Raw genomic sequence first — 15,640 nt, 5'->3', positions numbered from 1 at the left:
TTATGGGATGGGTTGTTGATTTATTTAATTATCTATTGGAATTTCTTTATAAGTTGATCTTGTCTTTGGTTGATATGATTAAGGACGTTTTTCTATGGGCGATTGAGCAAGTTTTTAACGCTTTGGATTCAATTTTAGGTTTAGTGTTAGCGATGTTTGAGCCTATAGATATAAGTCAATATTTAACGGGATTTCCTCCTTCTGTATCATGGATGTTATCTGCAATCGGGATTCCACAATGTTTGGTTATAGTGATGTCTGCAATAGGGATAAGATTGTTGATGCAATTAATACCGTTTACGAGGTTGGGGTCATGATATACGCGATAGTGGGAAGGCCCGGCGGGGGGAAAAGTTACGAGGCAGTTGCTTATCATGTTATTCCAGCGCTAAAGGATGGTAGAAAAGTCATAACAAATTTAACGTTGAACATAGACCATTTTGTAAAGTTCTTCGGGGAGGATATAAAGTCACTGATAAAAATTGTAGATGGAAAATTAGAGGAGTTTGGTAGCAGAACGCGGCCTTTCAGTGCAATCGAAGATTATCAAGATGACTGGAGAAATGAAAAGGGGCAAGGGCCTTTATATTTAATTGATGAGGCCCACTTGCCTTTGGGTAGGCAAACAAATGCAGAGATACTTGAATGGTATTCAATGCACCGTCATTACGGCTTAGATATTGTGGTCATTACCCAAAACCTTAGAAAGTTGAACCGTGATATTAAGGATATGATTGAGGTTACTTATCAGTGTACTAAAGCAACTGCGTTGGGTAGCTCAAATCGCTATGTTCGTAAGGTTCGTGATGGTTCCTCTGGCGACGTCGTGAATGAATCTATCAGAAAGTATGAGAAGGTTTATTTTCCGTTTTATAAAAGCCATTCACAATCTAACAATGCGGTTATGGAGGCTCAAGGAAAGGACATAGTACCGTTTTGGAAACGTTGGCCGGTGATTGGCAGTGCTGTTTTGGTACCTGTTGGGCTAGTAGCACTTGCGATCACGTTTAAAGATCCAATTATCCCTGAGACGTCTAATAGAACTGAAACCAAAGTAGTCGTAGAGGAGGTTACAAAGAGAACTGTTGGCAGAAGGAGCGGTGGTAAATTGGGTCCGTTGGGAGATGTACAGTTTTACGTAACAGGTTACGCAAAGCAGCTCGCAATGACAAATCGAGGATCTGGGTCTGGAGAATTGGTTAGTGATTTGACGTTTTTCAAAGTATATGTCGATATCTACAAAGGTAGTGAGCTTTTATTTAGTAGCGATAACATACAACTATCAAGCGTTGGTTATAAAATAGAGATGCTATCTGAATGTGTCTTTAAGTTAATATGGGATAGTAACGAAACGATTATTACATGTAAGCAGATGGCAGATACCAACAAAGGTATTGTCGATATGATGGGGATTTGATGTGTAATGTAAAAAGTACAATGGTTAATAATTTGTATCGTGATCTTTATTATGTTCGCGCAAAGTACATGCAGAGGCCAACGTATGATTTGTATTTGCGGCTTTGCGACTTAGAAAAGGCGATTGCTAGACTAGAATCGCGTAGCGATATAAGGGAGCGTGTGCGCGACCGAGGCACCAAGCCCCGCACATAATCTAATTTGGTCACTGTTGCTAATGGGCGCGGTTAGCATTCGATGATTTTGATTGAATCGAAAACCTTCATCCTGCTAGGCCGCTCTTGCTTTTAAGTTTTGTGAGTGTCGAACAAAACGCCTTTGAGTCCAGTATTCGAAGGCGTTTTTAGTTGATTAGGACATTTCTACTTTGCTCCCACATTAAGTGCGTATTATCAGTAAGAGTTATGTTGAGGGTTTGCCGTAGGCCTGAGAGAACTAAAGGGTGGGCGAGTGCCTTACTCATTGTCGGCTGCATAGCCGTACATGTTAGGAGGGAGAATCGCTTTAGAAACGAAGCCCGTAACATAATTCTGACAATACGCACTTGAGGTGTTTTCTTAAGCTTTAGCGACTAGTAGCATCAGTATCACTATTGCAGATAGTATGATTTTGTTTCTTTGACCTTCCCAATTGATCCATCCGATAACTAAAAGCAATAGGATGATTGTTGTTTTTGTAAGTACTGTAGACATGTGTTTATCTCCTTATAAACGCATTCATATTAAATGCGCGTTTTCTTCCGTTTTGGGAGGGGCCCGTTTCGTCGGGAGGGCCCCGAAACGGAGAAAACCCCCGTCTAGTAATACGGGGGTTTATTCCACCATACTATGGGCTTTCCCCATGTATCCGCAAACGTAGTGCGCCAGTGTTTGAGCGTTAGCGAGTCTCTTTAAACTGTTCGTGTATTGCTAAGTTTTGGTTTCTCATGAACAAACTTTCCATAATGATCAGTAAGGATTCTTTTTCTTTTTCCCCTAGGTTTTTGATCATATGTAGCTTTGATTTTAACGCTTCGTCTAAATCTGCCTCCTCTTCGCAAACTAGTTCGAAAACTGGTACTCCATAGAACATGGCGATTTTTTTTAATGGTCTCTAGTTTTGGCGACTGTGTCCCTTTTTCATATGCAAGATAGGTGTTTTTACCTACTCCAATTCCATTTGCTACGTCCTCTTGGCTTAAGTCCTTTTTGAGCCTCAGTTCCCTAATTTTTGATGTGAACATCGTAAAACCCTTACTTAGGTATGATTTCCTGCACATTATAATCCCTGTTTTTTTGAACATTACTTTTCAATCACAAAAAAATTGGTATATCGTATCACTATAAATTGAACTTGACAGATTTTGAAATGGTAACGATTTACTACGACATGCAACCTGATTACACCGTCTCGGTTTACCTAGATGGTCATTGGGATTTCTTTGCTTCGTACCAAAATCTGATTAGTTACTGTGAGGATAGTTACGACGATTTCGAGCTTGTTTCGGTGACTAACACAACACTCGATGAGCGTTTGGCCATCATGGGGTTAGCTGATGAATAGTGCACAACAGATTCAAGCTAACTTAACAGGTGAGGGTAACTCTGAATCTGTTAAGCTCGACTGGTTAGCTTTCACCATTAAGCTTAAAGACCTGCGTCACTGCGAAAAAGCTGGTTTTATGGGCTTTACCAGTAAGACTCAGCCTTACTTCCCTAAGGCTCCAAAAATTCATCGTCAGCTTATCCGTGACGGTCAAAGTTTTGAAGATTACAAAGCTTACACTGATGCTGTGATGCGTCAGTATTTGGAAGAATGCCTTAAGGTTTTCATTACTAAGGTTCTTGGTCTTTCCCTCTCTGCTCCCACCGGTAAATCATTTCAGTTTTACGACGATTCCTTTAACTTGGTTTCCCCTTGCGGCGAAAGTCACTGCGGCAAAATTGGTATCGGTGGGCAAAATGATACTGTACATATTTCTATCAACGGCGTTGGCTGTAAGCATGTTCTTGCTAGGCGTTCTCTATTCTCTTTATATCACTGGCTTAACAATGTCCTTCACTGCACTTCTCTGTCTCGCTGTGACTTGGCCTTTGACGATTTTCACGGGCTATTTACTTGTAAATATGCCCTGATTGCTGCCTATGAGGGTGCTTTCAAGCCTTCCGTTCGTGGACGTAATCCGAAAGTCAAAGAGGATTTCGAATACAACATTCTTGCTGATGGTTCTAAAGAATTTTGTAAGGAACAAGTTTCTGTTGGCTCTCGTCAATCTCAAATCTACTGGCGTATTTACAACAAAGCGCTCGAACAGAATCTTTCTGATACTTCGTTGAGCTGGTATCGCTCTGAAGTTGAATTGAAAAAATGGACTGTCGATGTCCTCAAAGATATTGAAGGGGCTTTTGCGGCCATCAATGATTTTGCCGCTTCAATCGTTAGCTCTGAACCTTTCGATACAAAACCCAAACCCGAAAAACGTGCGGCGTTAGATGTTCTGTCTTCTACTTACTGGCTCCGTCGTCAGTGGGGACGGGTAGTTAATGATGTTCTCGACGTTTGTAATGGGGATGCTGAAAAAGCATTAGGGATGCTTTGCCGTGGTAGTCCGAAAATCGGATTCCCTGACACTTACAACCACTTGGTTGATGAAATCTTAAGTTCTTATTGAGGAAACATAAAATGAAAAAAGGCTTATTTGTTCTTGGTATTACCTTCATGGATGGGAAGCGCGGAAAAACGGCAGTGCTTAATATATCTCGTCCACTTCGCCCAATCGATACTGAGAATTTTAAACGTGAAGTTTATGGTGAATCTGGTGAGGTGAATATGCAATTCGATAATCCTCTTGTTATTGATTACGACTACGCGGCTAAGTTGCGTGATACGGGGGCACTAGTTCCTAGGCGCGAGTATGAGGTAGATACTCAACTTGACTATGAGGACCCACTTGCAGGTGCAAAGGTTGTCGAGCTTATTCCAGTTGACGACGAAATCAAAAAGCATTTTGAAACATCTTTAAAATCGAAAGGTTAAGGAGATATCAAGATGCCAAAGTGTGTATTAATTGATGACGAAGGATACTTATTAGTACCTTCACAAGTCGAGTTAGAAGATTGTCAAAGTTATATATTAGTTACTTATGACGAATACAATTTTTTGATGGATTATACACGCTTAACGGGTTCTGAGGCAGCTGAATATTTTAGCTTAGGTTTTGCATTAGTCTTTGGTATTGGCTACCTCTCAACGTATGGGGTGAAAGTTGCCCTTAAACTTATAAGATTAATATAAGGACATTGTCTATGTTTAAGAAAATTAAAAGTGTTTATTTTTATGTTTTAGCGTGTTGTATGGTTAGTTTGCCTACTTTTGCTTCAACAGAAGGTGACCCAACAGATGCCATATTCGATGCTATTGATTTGAGTGGGCTTTCCGCAAAGATCATCGCTCTAGGTATTATTATTATCGGTATCGCGATGGCGTTTAAAGCAATTACTATTGGTAAGAAAGCCGTTAATAAAGCCTAATGTTAATAGTATTGCATGACGTTCAGTTGATGATATTTGTGTTGTTAGGTGGCTTAGCTGGTTACGTAGCAACGCAAAATTTCAGGTAATGGAGGAGGAGGGTATTACCCTCCTTTTTTTTGTAGGCCTATTATGAAAAAATACACGGATATAATTAAATTAATATTGCTCGTAATTATGCTTTCATCCACTCGTGCATATGGCGAAGATGACGATAAAACGCAAGTTCAAGGTTATTATTGGACAAGTGGCGGATTCAATGCTTCCACATCTTTTGCCGTAGCGATGCTACGTTGTGGCGACCAATCTAGTTGTTTTTCAGTACAAATAAAAAGTCAGACAGAAACCAGATACGTATATGAGCGGTGCACAGAAGCGGGTATTTGTTATACGACGGGAACGTACGTGGTGTCGAGAGAAGGATGTAACGGAAAGGAGGATGATTATTGTGAATATACAGGTCCTAATCCTTCACAATGTGGCGCGGTGACAGGGACGGATTTAGATGTAGGTTGGTTCTCAACTGTTTACGGTAAAGATTTGGTATCTAACTATTGGTGTGCGTCTAGTGGCGGTGGTTGTATTGCGGCTTATAACGCGGGTACGCATTTTTGCGGTACAGTTTCTGTTGGTCAATACGATTGTATTGCAAAATACACAGTGATTGGCCCAGAGTGCAATTTATCAGAGAGTAGTGACGATAGTTTTTGCAAGGATGCAACTTGCACTGATTTCGTGAGCAAAGAAGAAGGTGGTGGTGGTAATGAAGTACCAGATATAGATGTTCCGCCCCCAGTTATAGATCCTACAGATCCCCCAGGTCGTCCTGGTACTCAATTACCCGACGATGTTATGGCTGGTTTGTTAGCTGATTTTTATTTTGACAATACGAATCAACTGTATGCGCTAAATGAGAATTTTGTGAGGTTTAAGGGTAATAACGACTATCAGTTACGGTTATTAAATGCAAATGTTCGACAAAACACAGAATACGTTAATAAGTTAGTAAACAAGGATAGTGACGATAGCAATATGGTTAACGCAATAGATTCGAATCGTGTTTCTACTGAATCCGCAATACATAATAGTGCAGACCGCATTGTAAGTGCTATAGGCTCTATTGAATCTGGGGATAGCAATGTGGAAGCAATTGGGGAGCTTGGCGATAGAATAGAGAGTTTGGTAAGCGTAGATACGAGTAACGTTGGTATTGAAGGTAGTTGTATCACTAATGGAAACTGTGAAGGTTTCTACGATAGTAAGTATCCTGAAGGTTTAACGGGCTTGTTGAATGAGCATATGTCTAATTTGCAAGTAAATGTTGTAGATAAATTCGTTAGTTCATTTGGTACGTTAGACGTGAGCAATGCGGCTAGACCTAGTTTTGAGTTCCCAATACTTGATTTTGGGGTGTTCAATATTGAAGATTATATAGACTTATCATTTATATTTTCATTTATAAGGGTTTGTATGCTTTTCTATGCTGCGATGACTGCAAGAAAGTTGATATTTGGAGGTTGATTATGGGATGGGTTGTTGATTTATTTAATTATCTATTGGAATTTCTTTATAAGTTGATCTTGTCTTTGGTTGATATGATTAAGGACGTTTTTCTATGGGCGATTGAGCAAGTTTTTAACGCTTTGGATTCAATTTTAGGTTTAGTGTTAGCGATGTTTGAGCCTATAGATATAAGTCAATATTTAACGGGATTTCCTCCTTCTGTATCATGGATGTTATCTGCAATCGGGATTCCACAATGTTTGGTTATAGTGATGTCTGCAATAGGGATAAGATTGTTGATGCAATTAATACCGTTTACGAGGTTGGGGTCATGATATACGCGATAGTGGGAAGGCCCGGCGGGGGAAAAGTTACGAGGCAGTTGCTTATCATGTTATTCCAGCGCTAAAGGATGGTAGAAAAGTCATAACAAATTTAACGTTGAACATAGACCATTTTGTAAAGTTCTTCGGGGAGGATATAAAGTCACTGATAAAAATTGTAGATGGAAAATTAGAGGAGTTTGGTAGCAGAACGCGGCCTTTCAGTGCAATCGAAGATTATCAAGATGACTGGAGAAATGAAAAGGGGCAAGGGCCTTTATATTTAATTGATGAGGCCCACTTGCCTTTGGGTAGGCAAACAAATGCAGAGATACTTGAATGGTATTCAATGCACCGTCATTACGGCTTAGATATTGTGGTCATTACCCAAAACCTTAGAAAGTTGAACCGTGATATTAAGGATATGATTGAGGTTACTTATCAGTGTACTAAAGCAACTGCGTTGGGTAGCTCAAATCGCTATGTTCGTAAGGTTCGTGATGGTTCCTCTGGCGACGTCGTGAATGAATCTATCAGAAAGTATGAGAAGGTTTATTTTCCGTTTTATAAAAGCCATTCACAATCTAACAATGCGGTTATGGAGGCTCAAGGAAAGGACATAGTACCGTTTTGGAAACGTTGGCCGGTGATTGGCAGTGCTGTTTTGGTACCTGTTGGGCTAGTAGCACTTGCGATCACGTTTAAAGATCCAATTATCCCTGAGACGTCTAATAGAACTGAAACCAAAGTAGTCGTAGAGGAGGTTACAAAGAGAACTGTTGGCAGAAGGAGCGGTGGTAAATTGGGTCCGTTGGGAGATGTACAGTTTTACGTAACAGGTTACGCAAAGCAGCTCGCAATGACAAATCGAGGATCTGGGTCTGGAGAATTGGTTAGTGATTTGACGTTTTTCAAAGTATATGTCGATATCTACAAAGGTAGTGAGCTTTTATTTAGTAGCGATAACATACAACTATCAAGCGTTGGTTATAAAATAGAGATGCTATCTGAATGTGTCTTTAAGTTAATATGGGATAGTAACGAAACGATTATTACATGTAAGCAGATGGCAGATACCAACAAAGGTATTGTCGATATGATGGGGATTTGATGTGTAATGTAAAAAGTACAATGGTTAATAATTTGTATCGTGATCTTTATTATGTTCGCGCAAAGTACATGCAGAGGCCAACGTATGATTTGTATTTGCGGCTTTGCGACTTAGAAAAGGCGATTGCTAGACTAGAATCGCGTAGCGATATAAGGGAGCGTGTGCGCGACCGAGGCACCAAGCCCCGCACATAATCTAATTTGGTCACTGTTGCTAATGGGCGCGGTTAGCATTCGATGATTTTGATTGAATCGAAAACCTTCATCCTGCTAGGCCGCTCTTGCTTTTAAGTTTTGTGAGTGTCGAACAAAACGCCTTTGAGTCCAGTATTCGAAGGCGTTTTTAGTTGATTAGGACATTTCTACTTTGCTCCCACATTAAGTGCGTATTATCAGTAAGAGTTATGTTGAGGGTTTGCCGTAGGCCTGAGAGAACTAAAGGGTGGGCGAGTGCCTTACTCATTGTCGGCTGCATAGCCGTACATGTTAGGAGGGAGAATCGCTTTAGAAACGAAGCCCGTAACATAATTCTGACAATACGCACTTGAGGTGTTTTCTTAAGCTTTAGCGACTAGTAGCATCAGTATCACTATTGCAGATAGTATGATTTTGTTTCTTTGACCTTCCCAATTGATCCATCCGATAACTAAAAGCAATAGGATGATTGTTGTTTTTGTAAGTACTGTAGACATGTGTTTATCTCCTTATAAACGCATTCATATTAAATGCGCGTTTTCTTCCGTTTTGGGAGGGGCCCGTTTCGTCGGGAGGGCCCCGAAACGGAGAAAACCCCCGTCTAGTAATACGGGGGTTTATTCCACCATACTATGGGCTTTCCCCATGTATCCGCAAACGTAGTGCGCCAGTGTTTGAGCGTTAGCGAGTCTCTTTAAACTGTTCGTGTATTGCTAAGTTTTGGTTTCTCATGAACAAACTTTCCATAATGATCAGTAAGGATTCTTTTTCTTTTTCCCCTAGGTTTTTGATCATATGTAGCTTTGATTTTAACGCTTCGTCTAAATCTGCCTCCTCTTCGCAAACTAGTTCGAAAACTGGTACTCCATAGAACATGGCGATTTTTTTTAATGGTCTCTAGTTTTGGCGACTGTGTCCCTTTTTCATATGCAAGATAGGTGTTTTTACCTACTCCAATTCCATTTGCTACGTCCTCTTGGCTTAAGTCCTTTTTGAGCCTCAGTTCCCTAATTTTTGATGTGAACATCGTAAAACCCTTACTTAGGTATGATTTCCTGCACATTATAATCCCTGTTTTTTTGAACATTACTTTTCAATCACAAAAAATTGGTATATCGTATCACTATAAATTGAACTTGACAGATTTTGGAAATGGTAACGATTTACTACGACATGCAACCTGATTACACCGTCTCGGTTTACCTAGATGGTCATTGGGATTTCTTTGCTTCGTACCAAAATCTGATTAGTTACTGTGAGGATAGTTACGACGATTTCGAGCTTGTTTCGGTGACTAACACAACACTCGATGAGCGTTTGGCCATCATGGGGTTAGCTGATGAATAGTGCACAACAGATTCAAGCTAACTTAACAGGTGAGGGTAACTCTGAATCTGTTAAGCTCGACTGGTTAGCTTTCACCATTAAGCTTAAAGACCTGCGTCACTGCGAAAAAGCTGGTTTTATGGGCTTTACCAGTAAGACTCAGCCTTACTTCCCTAAGGCTCCAAAAATTCATCGTCAGCTTATCCGTGACGGTCAAAGTTTTGAAGATTACAAAGCTTACACTGATGCTGTGATGCGTCAGTATTTGGAAGAATGCCTTAAGGTTTTCATTACTAAGGTTCTTGGTCTTTCCCTCTCTGCTCCCACCGGTAAATCATTTCAGTTTTACGACGATTCCTTTAACTTGGTTTCCCCTTGCGGCGAAAGTCACTGCGGCAAAATTGGTATCGGTGGGCAAAATGATACTGTACATATTTCTATCAACGGCGTTGGCTGTAAGCATGTTCTTGCTAGGCGTTCTCTATTCTCTTTATATCACTGGCTTAACAATGTCCTTCACTGCACTTCTCTGTCTCGCTGTGACTTGGCCTTTGACGATTTTCACGGGCTATTTACTTGTAAATATGCCCTGATTGCTGCCTATGAGGGTGCTTTCAAGCCTTCCGTTCGTGGACGTAATCCGAAAGTCAAAGAGGATTTCGAATACAACATTCTTGCTGATGGTTCTAAAGAATTTTGTAAGGAACAAGTTTCTGTTGGCTCTCGTCAATCTCAAATCTACTGGCGTATTTACAACAAAGCGCTCGAACAGAATCTTTCTGATACTTCGTTGAGCTGGTATCGCTCTGAAGTTGAATTGAAAAAATGGACTGTCGATGTCCTCAAAGATATTGAAGGGGCTTTTGCGGCCATCAATGATTTTGCCGCTTCAATCGTTAGCTCTGAACCTTTCGATACAAAACCCAAACCCGAAAAACGTGCGGCGTTAGATGTTCTGTCTTCTACTTACTGGCTCCGTCGTCAGTGGGGACGGGTAGTTAATGATGTTCTCGACGTTTGTAATGGGGATGCTGAAAAAGCATTAGGGATGCTTTGCCGTGGTAGTCCGAAAATCGGATTCCCTGACACTTACAACCACTTGGTTGATGAAATCTTAAGTTCTTATTGAGGAAACATAAAATGAAAAAAGGCTTATTTGTTCTTGGTATTACCTTCATGGATGGGAAGCGCGGAAAAACGGCAGTGCTTAATATATCTCGTCCACTTCGCCCAATCGATACTGAGAATTTTAAACGTGAAGTTTATGGTGAATCTGGTGAGGTGAATATGCAATTCGATAATCCTCTTGTTATTGATTACGACTACGCGGCTAAGTTGCGTGATACGGGGGCACTAGTTCCTAGGCGCGAGTATGAGGTAGATACTCAACTTGACTATGAGGACCCACTTGCAGGTGCAAAGGTTGTCGAGCTTATTCCAGTTGACGACGAAATCAAAAAGCATTTTGAAACATCTTTAAAATCGAAAGGTTAAGGAGATATCAAGATGCCAAAGTGTGTATTAATTGATGACGAAGGATACTTATTAGTACCTTCACAAGTCGAGTTAGAAGATTGTCAAAGTTATATATTAGTTACTTATGACGAATACAATTTTTTGATGGATTATACACGCTTAACGGGTTCTGAGGCAGCTGAATATTTTAGCTTAGGTTTTGCATTAGTCTTTGGTATTGGCTACCTCTCAACGTATGGGGTGAAAGTTGCCCTTAAACTTATAAGATTAATATAAGGACATTGTCTATGTTTAAGAAAATTAAAAGTGTTTATTTTTATGTTTTAGCGTGTTGTATGGTTAGTTTGCCTACTTTTGCTTCAACAGAAGGTGACCCAACAGATGCCATATTCGATGCTATTGATTTGAGTGGGCTTTCCGCAAAAGATCATCGCTCTAGGTATTATTATTATCGGTATCGCGATGGCGTTTAAAGCAATTACTATTGGTAAGAAAGCCGTTAATAAAGCCTAATGTTAATAGTATTGCATGACGTTCAGTTGATGATATTTGTGTTGTTAGGTGGCTTAGCTGGTTACGTAGCAACGCAAAATTTCAGGTAATGGAGGAGGAGGGTATTACCCTCCTTTTTTTTTGTAGGCCTATTATGAAAAAATACACGGATATAATTAAATTAATATTGCTCGTAATTATGCTTTCATCCACTCGTGCATATGGCGAAGATGACGATAAAACGCAAGTTCAAGGTTATTATTGGACAAGTGGCGGATTCAATGCTTCCACATCTTTTGCCGTAGCGATGCTACGTTGTGGCGACCAATCTAGTTGTTTTTCAGTACAAATAAAAAGTCAGACAGAAACCAGATACGTATATGAGCGGTGCACAGAAGCGGGTATTTGTTATACGACGGGAACGTACGTGGTGTCGAGAGAAGGATGTAACGGAAAGGAGGATGATTATTGTGAATATACAGGTCCTAATCCTTCACAATGTGGCGCGGTGACAGGGACGGATTTAGATGTAGGTTGGTTCTCAACTGTTTACGGTAAAGATTTGGTATCTAACTATTGGTGTGCGTCTAGTGGCGGTGGTTGTATTGCGGCTTATAACGCGGGTACGCATTTTTGCGGTACAGTTTCTGTTGGTCAATACGATTGTATTGCAAAATACACAGTGATTGGCCCAGAGTGCAATTTATCAGAGAGTAGTGACGATAGTTTTTGCAAGGATGCAACTTGCACTGATTTCGTGAGCAAAGAAGAAGGTGGTGGTGGTAATGAAGTACCAGATATAGATGTTCCGCCCCCAGTTATAGATCCTACAGATCCCCCAGGTCGTCCTGGTACTCAATTACCCGACGATGTTATGGCTGGTTTGTTAGCTGATTTTTATTTTGACAATACGAATCAACTGTATGCGCTAAATGAGAATTTTGTGAGGTTTAAGGGTAATAACGACTATCAGTTACGGTTATTAAATGCAAATGTTCGACAAAACACAGAATACGTTAATAAGTTAGTAAACAAGGATAGTGACGATAGCAATATGGTTAACGCAATAGATTCGAATCGTGTTTCTACTGAATCCGCAATACATAATAGTGCAGACCGCATTGTAAGTGCTATAGGCTCTATTGAATCTGGGGATAGCAATGTGGAAGCAATTGGGGAGCTTGGCGATAGAATAGAGAGTTTGGTAAGCGTAGATACGAGTAACGTTGGTATTGAAGGTAGTTGTATCACTAATGGAAACTGTGAAGGTTTCTACGATAGTAAGTATCCTGAAGGTTTAACGGGCTTGTTGAATGAGCATATGTCTAATTTGCAAGTAAATGTTGTAGATAAATTCGTTAGTTCATTTGGTACGTTAGACGTGAGCAATGCGGCTAGACCTAGTTTTGAGTTCCCAATACTTGATTTTGGGGTGTTCAATATTGAAGATTATATAGACTTATCATTTATATTTTCATTTATAAGGGTTTGTATGCTTTTCTATGCTGCGATGACTGCAAGAAAGTTGATATTTGGAGGTTGATTATGGGATGGGTTGTTGATTTATTTAATTATCTATTGGAATTTCTTTATAAGTTGATCTTGTCTTTGGTTGATATGATTAAGGACGTTTTTCTATGGGCGATTGAGCAAGTTTTTAACGCTTTGGATTCAATTTTAGGTTTAGTGTTAGCGATGTTTGAGCCTATAGATATAAGTCAATATTTAACGGGATTTCCTCCTTCTGTATCATGGATGTTATCTGCAATCGGGATTCCACAATGTTTGGTTATAGTGATGTCTGCAATAGGGATAAGATTGTTGATGCAATTAATACCGTTTACGAGGTTGGGGTCATGATATACGCGATAGTGGGAAGGCCCGGCGGGGGAAAAGTTACGAGGCAGTTGCTTATCATGTTATTCCAGCGCTAAAGGATGGTAGAAAAGTCATAACAAATTTAACGTTGAACATAGACCATTTTGTAAAGTTCTTCGGGGAGGATATAAAGTCACTGATAAAAATTGTAGATGGAAAATTAGAGGAGTTTGGTAGCAGAACGCGGCCTTTCAGTGCAATCGAAGATTATCAAGATGACTGGAGAAATGAAAAGGGCAAGGGCCTTTATATTTAATTGATGAGGCCCACTTGCCTTTGGGTAGGCAAACAAATGCAGAGATACTTGAATGGTATTCAATGCACCGTCATTACGGCTTAGATATTGTGGTCATTACCCAAAACCTTAGAAAGTTGAACCGTGATATTAAGGATATGATTGAGGTTACTTATCAGTGTACTAAAGCAACTGCGTTGGGTAGCTCAAATCGCTATGTTCGTAAGGTTCGTGATGGTTCCTCTGGCGACGTCGTGAATGAATCTATCAGAAAGTATGAGAAGGTTTATTTTCCGTTTTATAAAAGCCATTCACAATCTAACAATGCGGTTATGGAGGCTCAAGGAAAGGACATAGTACCGTTTTGGAAACGTTGGCCGGTGATTGGCAGTGCTGTTTTGGTACCTGTTGGGCTAGTAGCACTTGCGATCACGTTTAAAGATCCAATTATCCCTGAGACGTCTAATAGAACTGAAACCAAAGTAGTCGTAGAGGAGGTTACAAAAGAGAACTGTTGGCAGAAGGAGCGGTGGTAAATTGGGTCCGTTGGGAGATGTACAGTTTTACGTAACAGGTTACGCAAAGCAGCTCGCAATGACAAATCGAGGATCTGGGTCTGGAGAATTGGTTAGTGATTTGACGTTTTTCAAAGTATATGTCGATATCTACAAAGGTAGTGAGCTTTTATTTAGTAGCGATAACATACAACTATCAAGCGTTGGTTATAAAATAGAGATGCTATCTGAATGTGTCTTTAAGTTAATATGGGATAGTAACGAAACGATTATTACATGTAAGCAGATGGCAGATACCAACAAAGGTATTGTCGATATGATGGGGATTTGATGTGTAATGTAAAAAGTACAATGGTTAATAATTTGTATCGTGATCTTTATTATGTTCGCGCAAAGTACATGCAGAGGCCAACGTATGATTTGTATTTGCGGCTTTGCGACTTAGAAAAGGCGATTGCTAGACTAGAATCGCGTAGCGATATAAGGGAGCGTGTGCGCGACCGAGGCACCAAGCCCCGCACATAATCTAATTTGGTCACTGTTGCTAATGGGCGCGGTTAGCATTCGATGATTTTGATTGAATCGAAAACCTTCATCCTGCTAGGCCGCTCTTGCTTTTAAGTTTTGTGAGTGTCGAACAAAACGCCTTTGAGTCCAGTATTCGAAGGCGTTTTTAGTTGATTAGGACATTTCTACTTTGCTCCCACATTAAGTGCGTATTATCAGTAAGAGTTATGTTGAGGGTTTGCCGTAGGCCTGAGAGAACTAAAGGGTGGGCGAGTGCCTTACTCATTGTCGGCTGCATAGCCGTACATGTTAGGAGGGAGAATCGCTTTAGAAACGAAGCCCGTAACATAATTCTGACAATACGCACTTGAGGTGTTTTCTTAAGCTTTAGCGACTAGTAGCATCAGTATCACTATTGCAGATAGTATGATTTTGTTTCTTTGACCTTCCCAATTGATCCATCCGATAACTAAAAGCAATAGGATGATTGTTGTTTTTGTAAGTACTGTAGACATGTGTTTATCTCCTTATAAACGCATTCATATTAAATGCGCGTTTTCTTCCGTTTTGGGAGGGGCCCGTTTCGTCGGGAGGGCCCCGAAACGGAGAAAACCCCCGTCTAGTAATACGGGGGTTTATTCCACCATACTATGGGCTTTCCCCATGTATCCGCAAACGTAGTGCGCCAGTGTTTGAGCGTTAGCGAGTCTCTTTAAACTGTTCGTGTATTGCTAAGTTTTGGTTTCTCATGAACAAACTTTCCATAATGATCAGTAAGGATTCTTTTTCTTTTTCCCCTAGGTTTTTGATCATATGTAGCTTTGATTTTAACGCTTCGTCTAAATCTGCCTCCTCTTCGCAAACTAGTTCGAAAACTGGTACTCCATAGAACATGGCGATTTTTTTAATGGTCTCTAGTTTTGGCGACTGTGTCCCTTTTTCATATGCAAGATAGGTGTTTTTACCTACTCCAATTCCATTTGCTACGTCCTCTTGGCTTAAGTCCTTTTTGAGCCTCAGTTCCCTAATTTTTGATGTGAACATCGTAAAACCCTTACTTAGGTATGATTTCCTGCACATTATAATCCCTGTTTTTTTGAACATTACTTTTCAATCACAAAAAATTGGTATATCGTATCACTATAAATTGAACTT

Annotated in this window: 23 protein-coding genes; 20 read left to right on the top strand and 3 right to left on the bottom strand. The window is 40.2% G+C overall.

Translation table 11 applies throughout. The features are described from left to right. The first annotated feature begins 2 nt into the window (after positions 1-2). Positions 3-317, top strand: coding sequence for a DUF2523 family protein (locus AC6I8U_RS08395; protein WP_498016525.1), 315 nt, complete (start codon positions 3-5; stop codon positions 315-317). Further along, entirely contained in the window at positions 239-1,417 is a 1,179-nt protein-coding gene (locus tag AC6I8U_RS08390) for a zonular occludens toxin domain-containing protein (protein WP_498016532.1), read from the top strand. Before AC6I8U_RS08395 ends, AC6I8U_RS08390 begins: the two co-directional genes overlap by 79 nt. Positions 1,418-2,305: 888 nt before the next feature. On the opposite strand, the gene AC6I8U_RS08385 is transcribed toward AC6I8U_RS08390, so the two are convergent. Continuing rightward, positions 2,306-2,638 (bottom strand): helix-turn-helix transcriptional regulator, encoded by a 333-nt coding sequence (locus tag AC6I8U_RS08385; protein WP_498016531.1) that lies wholly within the window; start codon positions 2,636-2,638, stop codon positions 2,306-2,308. A 125-nt stretch (positions 2,639-2,763) separates the two neighbouring features. Between AC6I8U_RS08385 and AC6I8U_RS08380 the strand changes: the two genes are divergently transcribed. The 8 genes from AC6I8U_RS08380 to AC6I8U_RS08345 all read left to right on the top strand — a co-directional run bounded on the left by AC6I8U_RS08380 (position 2,764) and on the right by AC6I8U_RS08345 (position 7,862). Further along, the gene (locus AC6I8U_RS08380) at positions 2,764-2,958 is read left to right on the top strand and encodes a hypothetical protein (protein ID WP_498016530.1); all 195 of its coding nucleotides are present in this window, start codon (positions 2,764-2,766) and stop codon (positions 2,956-2,958) included. Further along, the gene (locus AC6I8U_RS08375) at positions 2,951-4,066 is read left to right on the top strand and encodes a replication initiation factor domain-containing protein (protein WP_498016529.1); all 1,116 of its coding nucleotides are present in this window, start codon (positions 2,951-2,953) and stop codon (positions 4,064-4,066) included. Before AC6I8U_RS08380 ends, AC6I8U_RS08375 begins: the two co-directional genes overlap by 8 nt. A gap of 11 nt (positions 4,067-4,077) precedes the next feature. Next, positions 4,078-4,431 (top strand): DUF1293 family protein, encoded by a 354-nt coding sequence (locus tag AC6I8U_RS08370; protein WP_498016528.1) that lies wholly within the window; start codon positions 4,078-4,080, stop codon positions 4,429-4,431. A 12-nt stretch (positions 4,432-4,443) separates the two neighbouring features. Next, entirely contained in the window at positions 4,444-4,689 is a 246-nt protein-coding gene (locus tag AC6I8U_RS08365) for a single-stranded DNA-binding protein (protein WP_498016533.1), read from the top strand. 11 nt (positions 4,690-4,700) lie between these two features. Continuing rightward, on the top strand, positions 4,701-4,925 hold the full coding sequence (locus AC6I8U_RS08360) for a phage coat protein (protein WP_498016527.1): 225 nt from the start codon (positions 4,701-4,703) through the stop codon (positions 4,923-4,925). A 132-nt stretch (positions 4,926-5,057) separates the two neighbouring features. Continuing rightward, complete coding sequence (locus AC6I8U_RS08355) at positions 5,058-6,446, top strand: hypothetical protein (protein WP_498016526.1); 1,389 nt, start codon at positions 5,058-5,060, stop codon at positions 6,444-6,446. A 2-nt stretch (positions 6,447-6,448) separates the two neighbouring features. Next, positions 6,449-6,763 (top strand): DUF2523 family protein, encoded by a 315-nt coding sequence (locus AC6I8U_RS08350; RefSeq protein ID WP_498016525.1) that lies wholly within the window; start codon positions 6,449-6,451, stop codon positions 6,761-6,763. A gap of 1 nt (position 6,764) precedes the next feature. Next, positions 6,765-7,862 (top strand): zonular occludens toxin domain-containing protein, encoded by a 1,098-nt coding sequence (locus AC6I8U_RS08345; protein WP_498018334.1) that lies wholly within the window; start codon positions 6,765-6,767, stop codon positions 7,860-7,862. 888 nt (positions 7,863-8,750) lie between these two features. Here the strand turns inward: AC6I8U_RS08345 and AC6I8U_RS08340 are convergent. Beyond that, entirely contained in the window at positions 8,751-9,083 is a 333-nt protein-coding gene (locus AC6I8U_RS08340) for a helix-turn-helix transcriptional regulator (RefSeq protein ID WP_498016531.1), read from the bottom strand. Positions 9,084-9,208: 125 nt separating this feature from the next. On the opposite strand from AC6I8U_RS08340, the gene AC6I8U_RS08335 reads away from it, so the two are divergent. The 10 genes from AC6I8U_RS08335 to AC6I8U_RS08290 all read left to right on the top strand — a co-directional run bounded on the left by AC6I8U_RS08335 (position 9,209) and on the right by AC6I8U_RS08290 (position 14,309). Further along, positions 9,209-9,403 (top strand): hypothetical protein, encoded by a 195-nt coding sequence (locus tag AC6I8U_RS08335; protein WP_498016530.1) that lies wholly within the window; start codon positions 9,209-9,211, stop codon positions 9,401-9,403. Continuing rightward, the gene (locus AC6I8U_RS08330) at positions 9,396-10,511 is read left to right on the top strand and encodes a replication initiation factor domain-containing protein (protein WP_498016529.1); all 1,116 of its coding nucleotides are present in this window, start codon (positions 9,396-9,398) and stop codon (positions 10,509-10,511) included. Before AC6I8U_RS08335 ends, AC6I8U_RS08330 begins: the two co-directional genes overlap by 8 nt. 11 nt (positions 10,512-10,522) lie before the next feature. Beyond that, positions 10,523-10,876: a DUF1293 family protein gene (locus AC6I8U_RS08325; protein WP_498016528.1), complete on the top strand. Its 354-nt coding sequence runs from the start codon at positions 10,523-10,525 to the stop codon at positions 10,874-10,876. Positions 10,877-10,888: 12 nt separating this feature from the next. Next, a complete protein-coding gene (locus AC6I8U_RS08320) occupies positions 10,889-11,134 on the top strand; it encodes a single-stranded DNA-binding protein (RefSeq protein WP_498016533.1) in 246 nt (81 codons plus the stop codon). A gap of 11 nt (positions 11,135-11,145) precedes the next feature. Further along, positions 11,146-11,331 (top strand): hypothetical protein, encoded by a 186-nt coding sequence (locus AC6I8U_RS08315; protein ID WP_498016538.1) that lies wholly within the window; start codon positions 11,146-11,148, stop codon positions 11,329-11,331. Positions 11,332-11,504: 173 nt separating this feature from the next. Continuing rightward, on the top strand, positions 11,505-12,893 hold the full coding sequence (locus AC6I8U_RS08310) for a hypothetical protein (RefSeq protein WP_498016526.1): 1,389 nt from the start codon (positions 11,505-11,507) through the stop codon (positions 12,891-12,893). Positions 12,894-12,895: 2 nt separating this feature from the next. Further along, a complete protein-coding gene (locus AC6I8U_RS08305) occupies positions 12,896-13,210 on the top strand; it encodes a DUF2523 family protein (RefSeq protein WP_498016525.1) in 315 nt (104 codons plus the stop codon). A 1-nt stretch (position 13,211) separates the two neighbouring features. Beyond that, the gene (locus AC6I8U_RS08300) at positions 13,212-13,484 is read left to right on the top strand and encodes a zonular occludens toxin domain-containing protein (RefSeq protein ID WP_498018335.1); all 273 of its coding nucleotides are present in this window, start codon (positions 13,212-13,214) and stop codon (positions 13,482-13,484) included. A gap of 14 nt (positions 13,485-13,498) precedes the next feature. Further along, entirely contained in the window at positions 13,499-13,999 is a 501-nt protein-coding gene (locus AC6I8U_RS08295; RefSeq protein ID WP_498016537.1) for a zonular occludens toxin domain-containing protein, read from the top strand. Between the two features lie 58 nt (positions 14,000-14,057). Next, entirely contained in the window at positions 14,058-14,309 is a 252-nt protein-coding gene (locus AC6I8U_RS08290; RefSeq protein ID WP_498016536.1) for a hypothetical protein, read from the top strand. Between the two features lie 875 nt (positions 14,310-15,184). Here the strand turns inward: AC6I8U_RS08290 and AC6I8U_RS08285 are convergent. Further along, positions 15,185-15,529 carry a helix-turn-helix domain-containing protein gene (locus tag AC6I8U_RS08285; protein WP_498016535.1) on the bottom strand — a complete coding sequence of 115 codons (345 nt, stop codon included), beginning with the start codon at positions 15,527-15,529 and terminating at the stop codon, positions 15,185-15,187. Positions 15,530-15,640 lie beyond the last annotated feature (111 nt).

This window comes from Vibrio sp. KUL80 (assembly GCF_059725495.1).
Note: the sequence above shows the minus strand (reverse complement) of the source record. Positions and strands in the feature narration are given on the sequence as shown.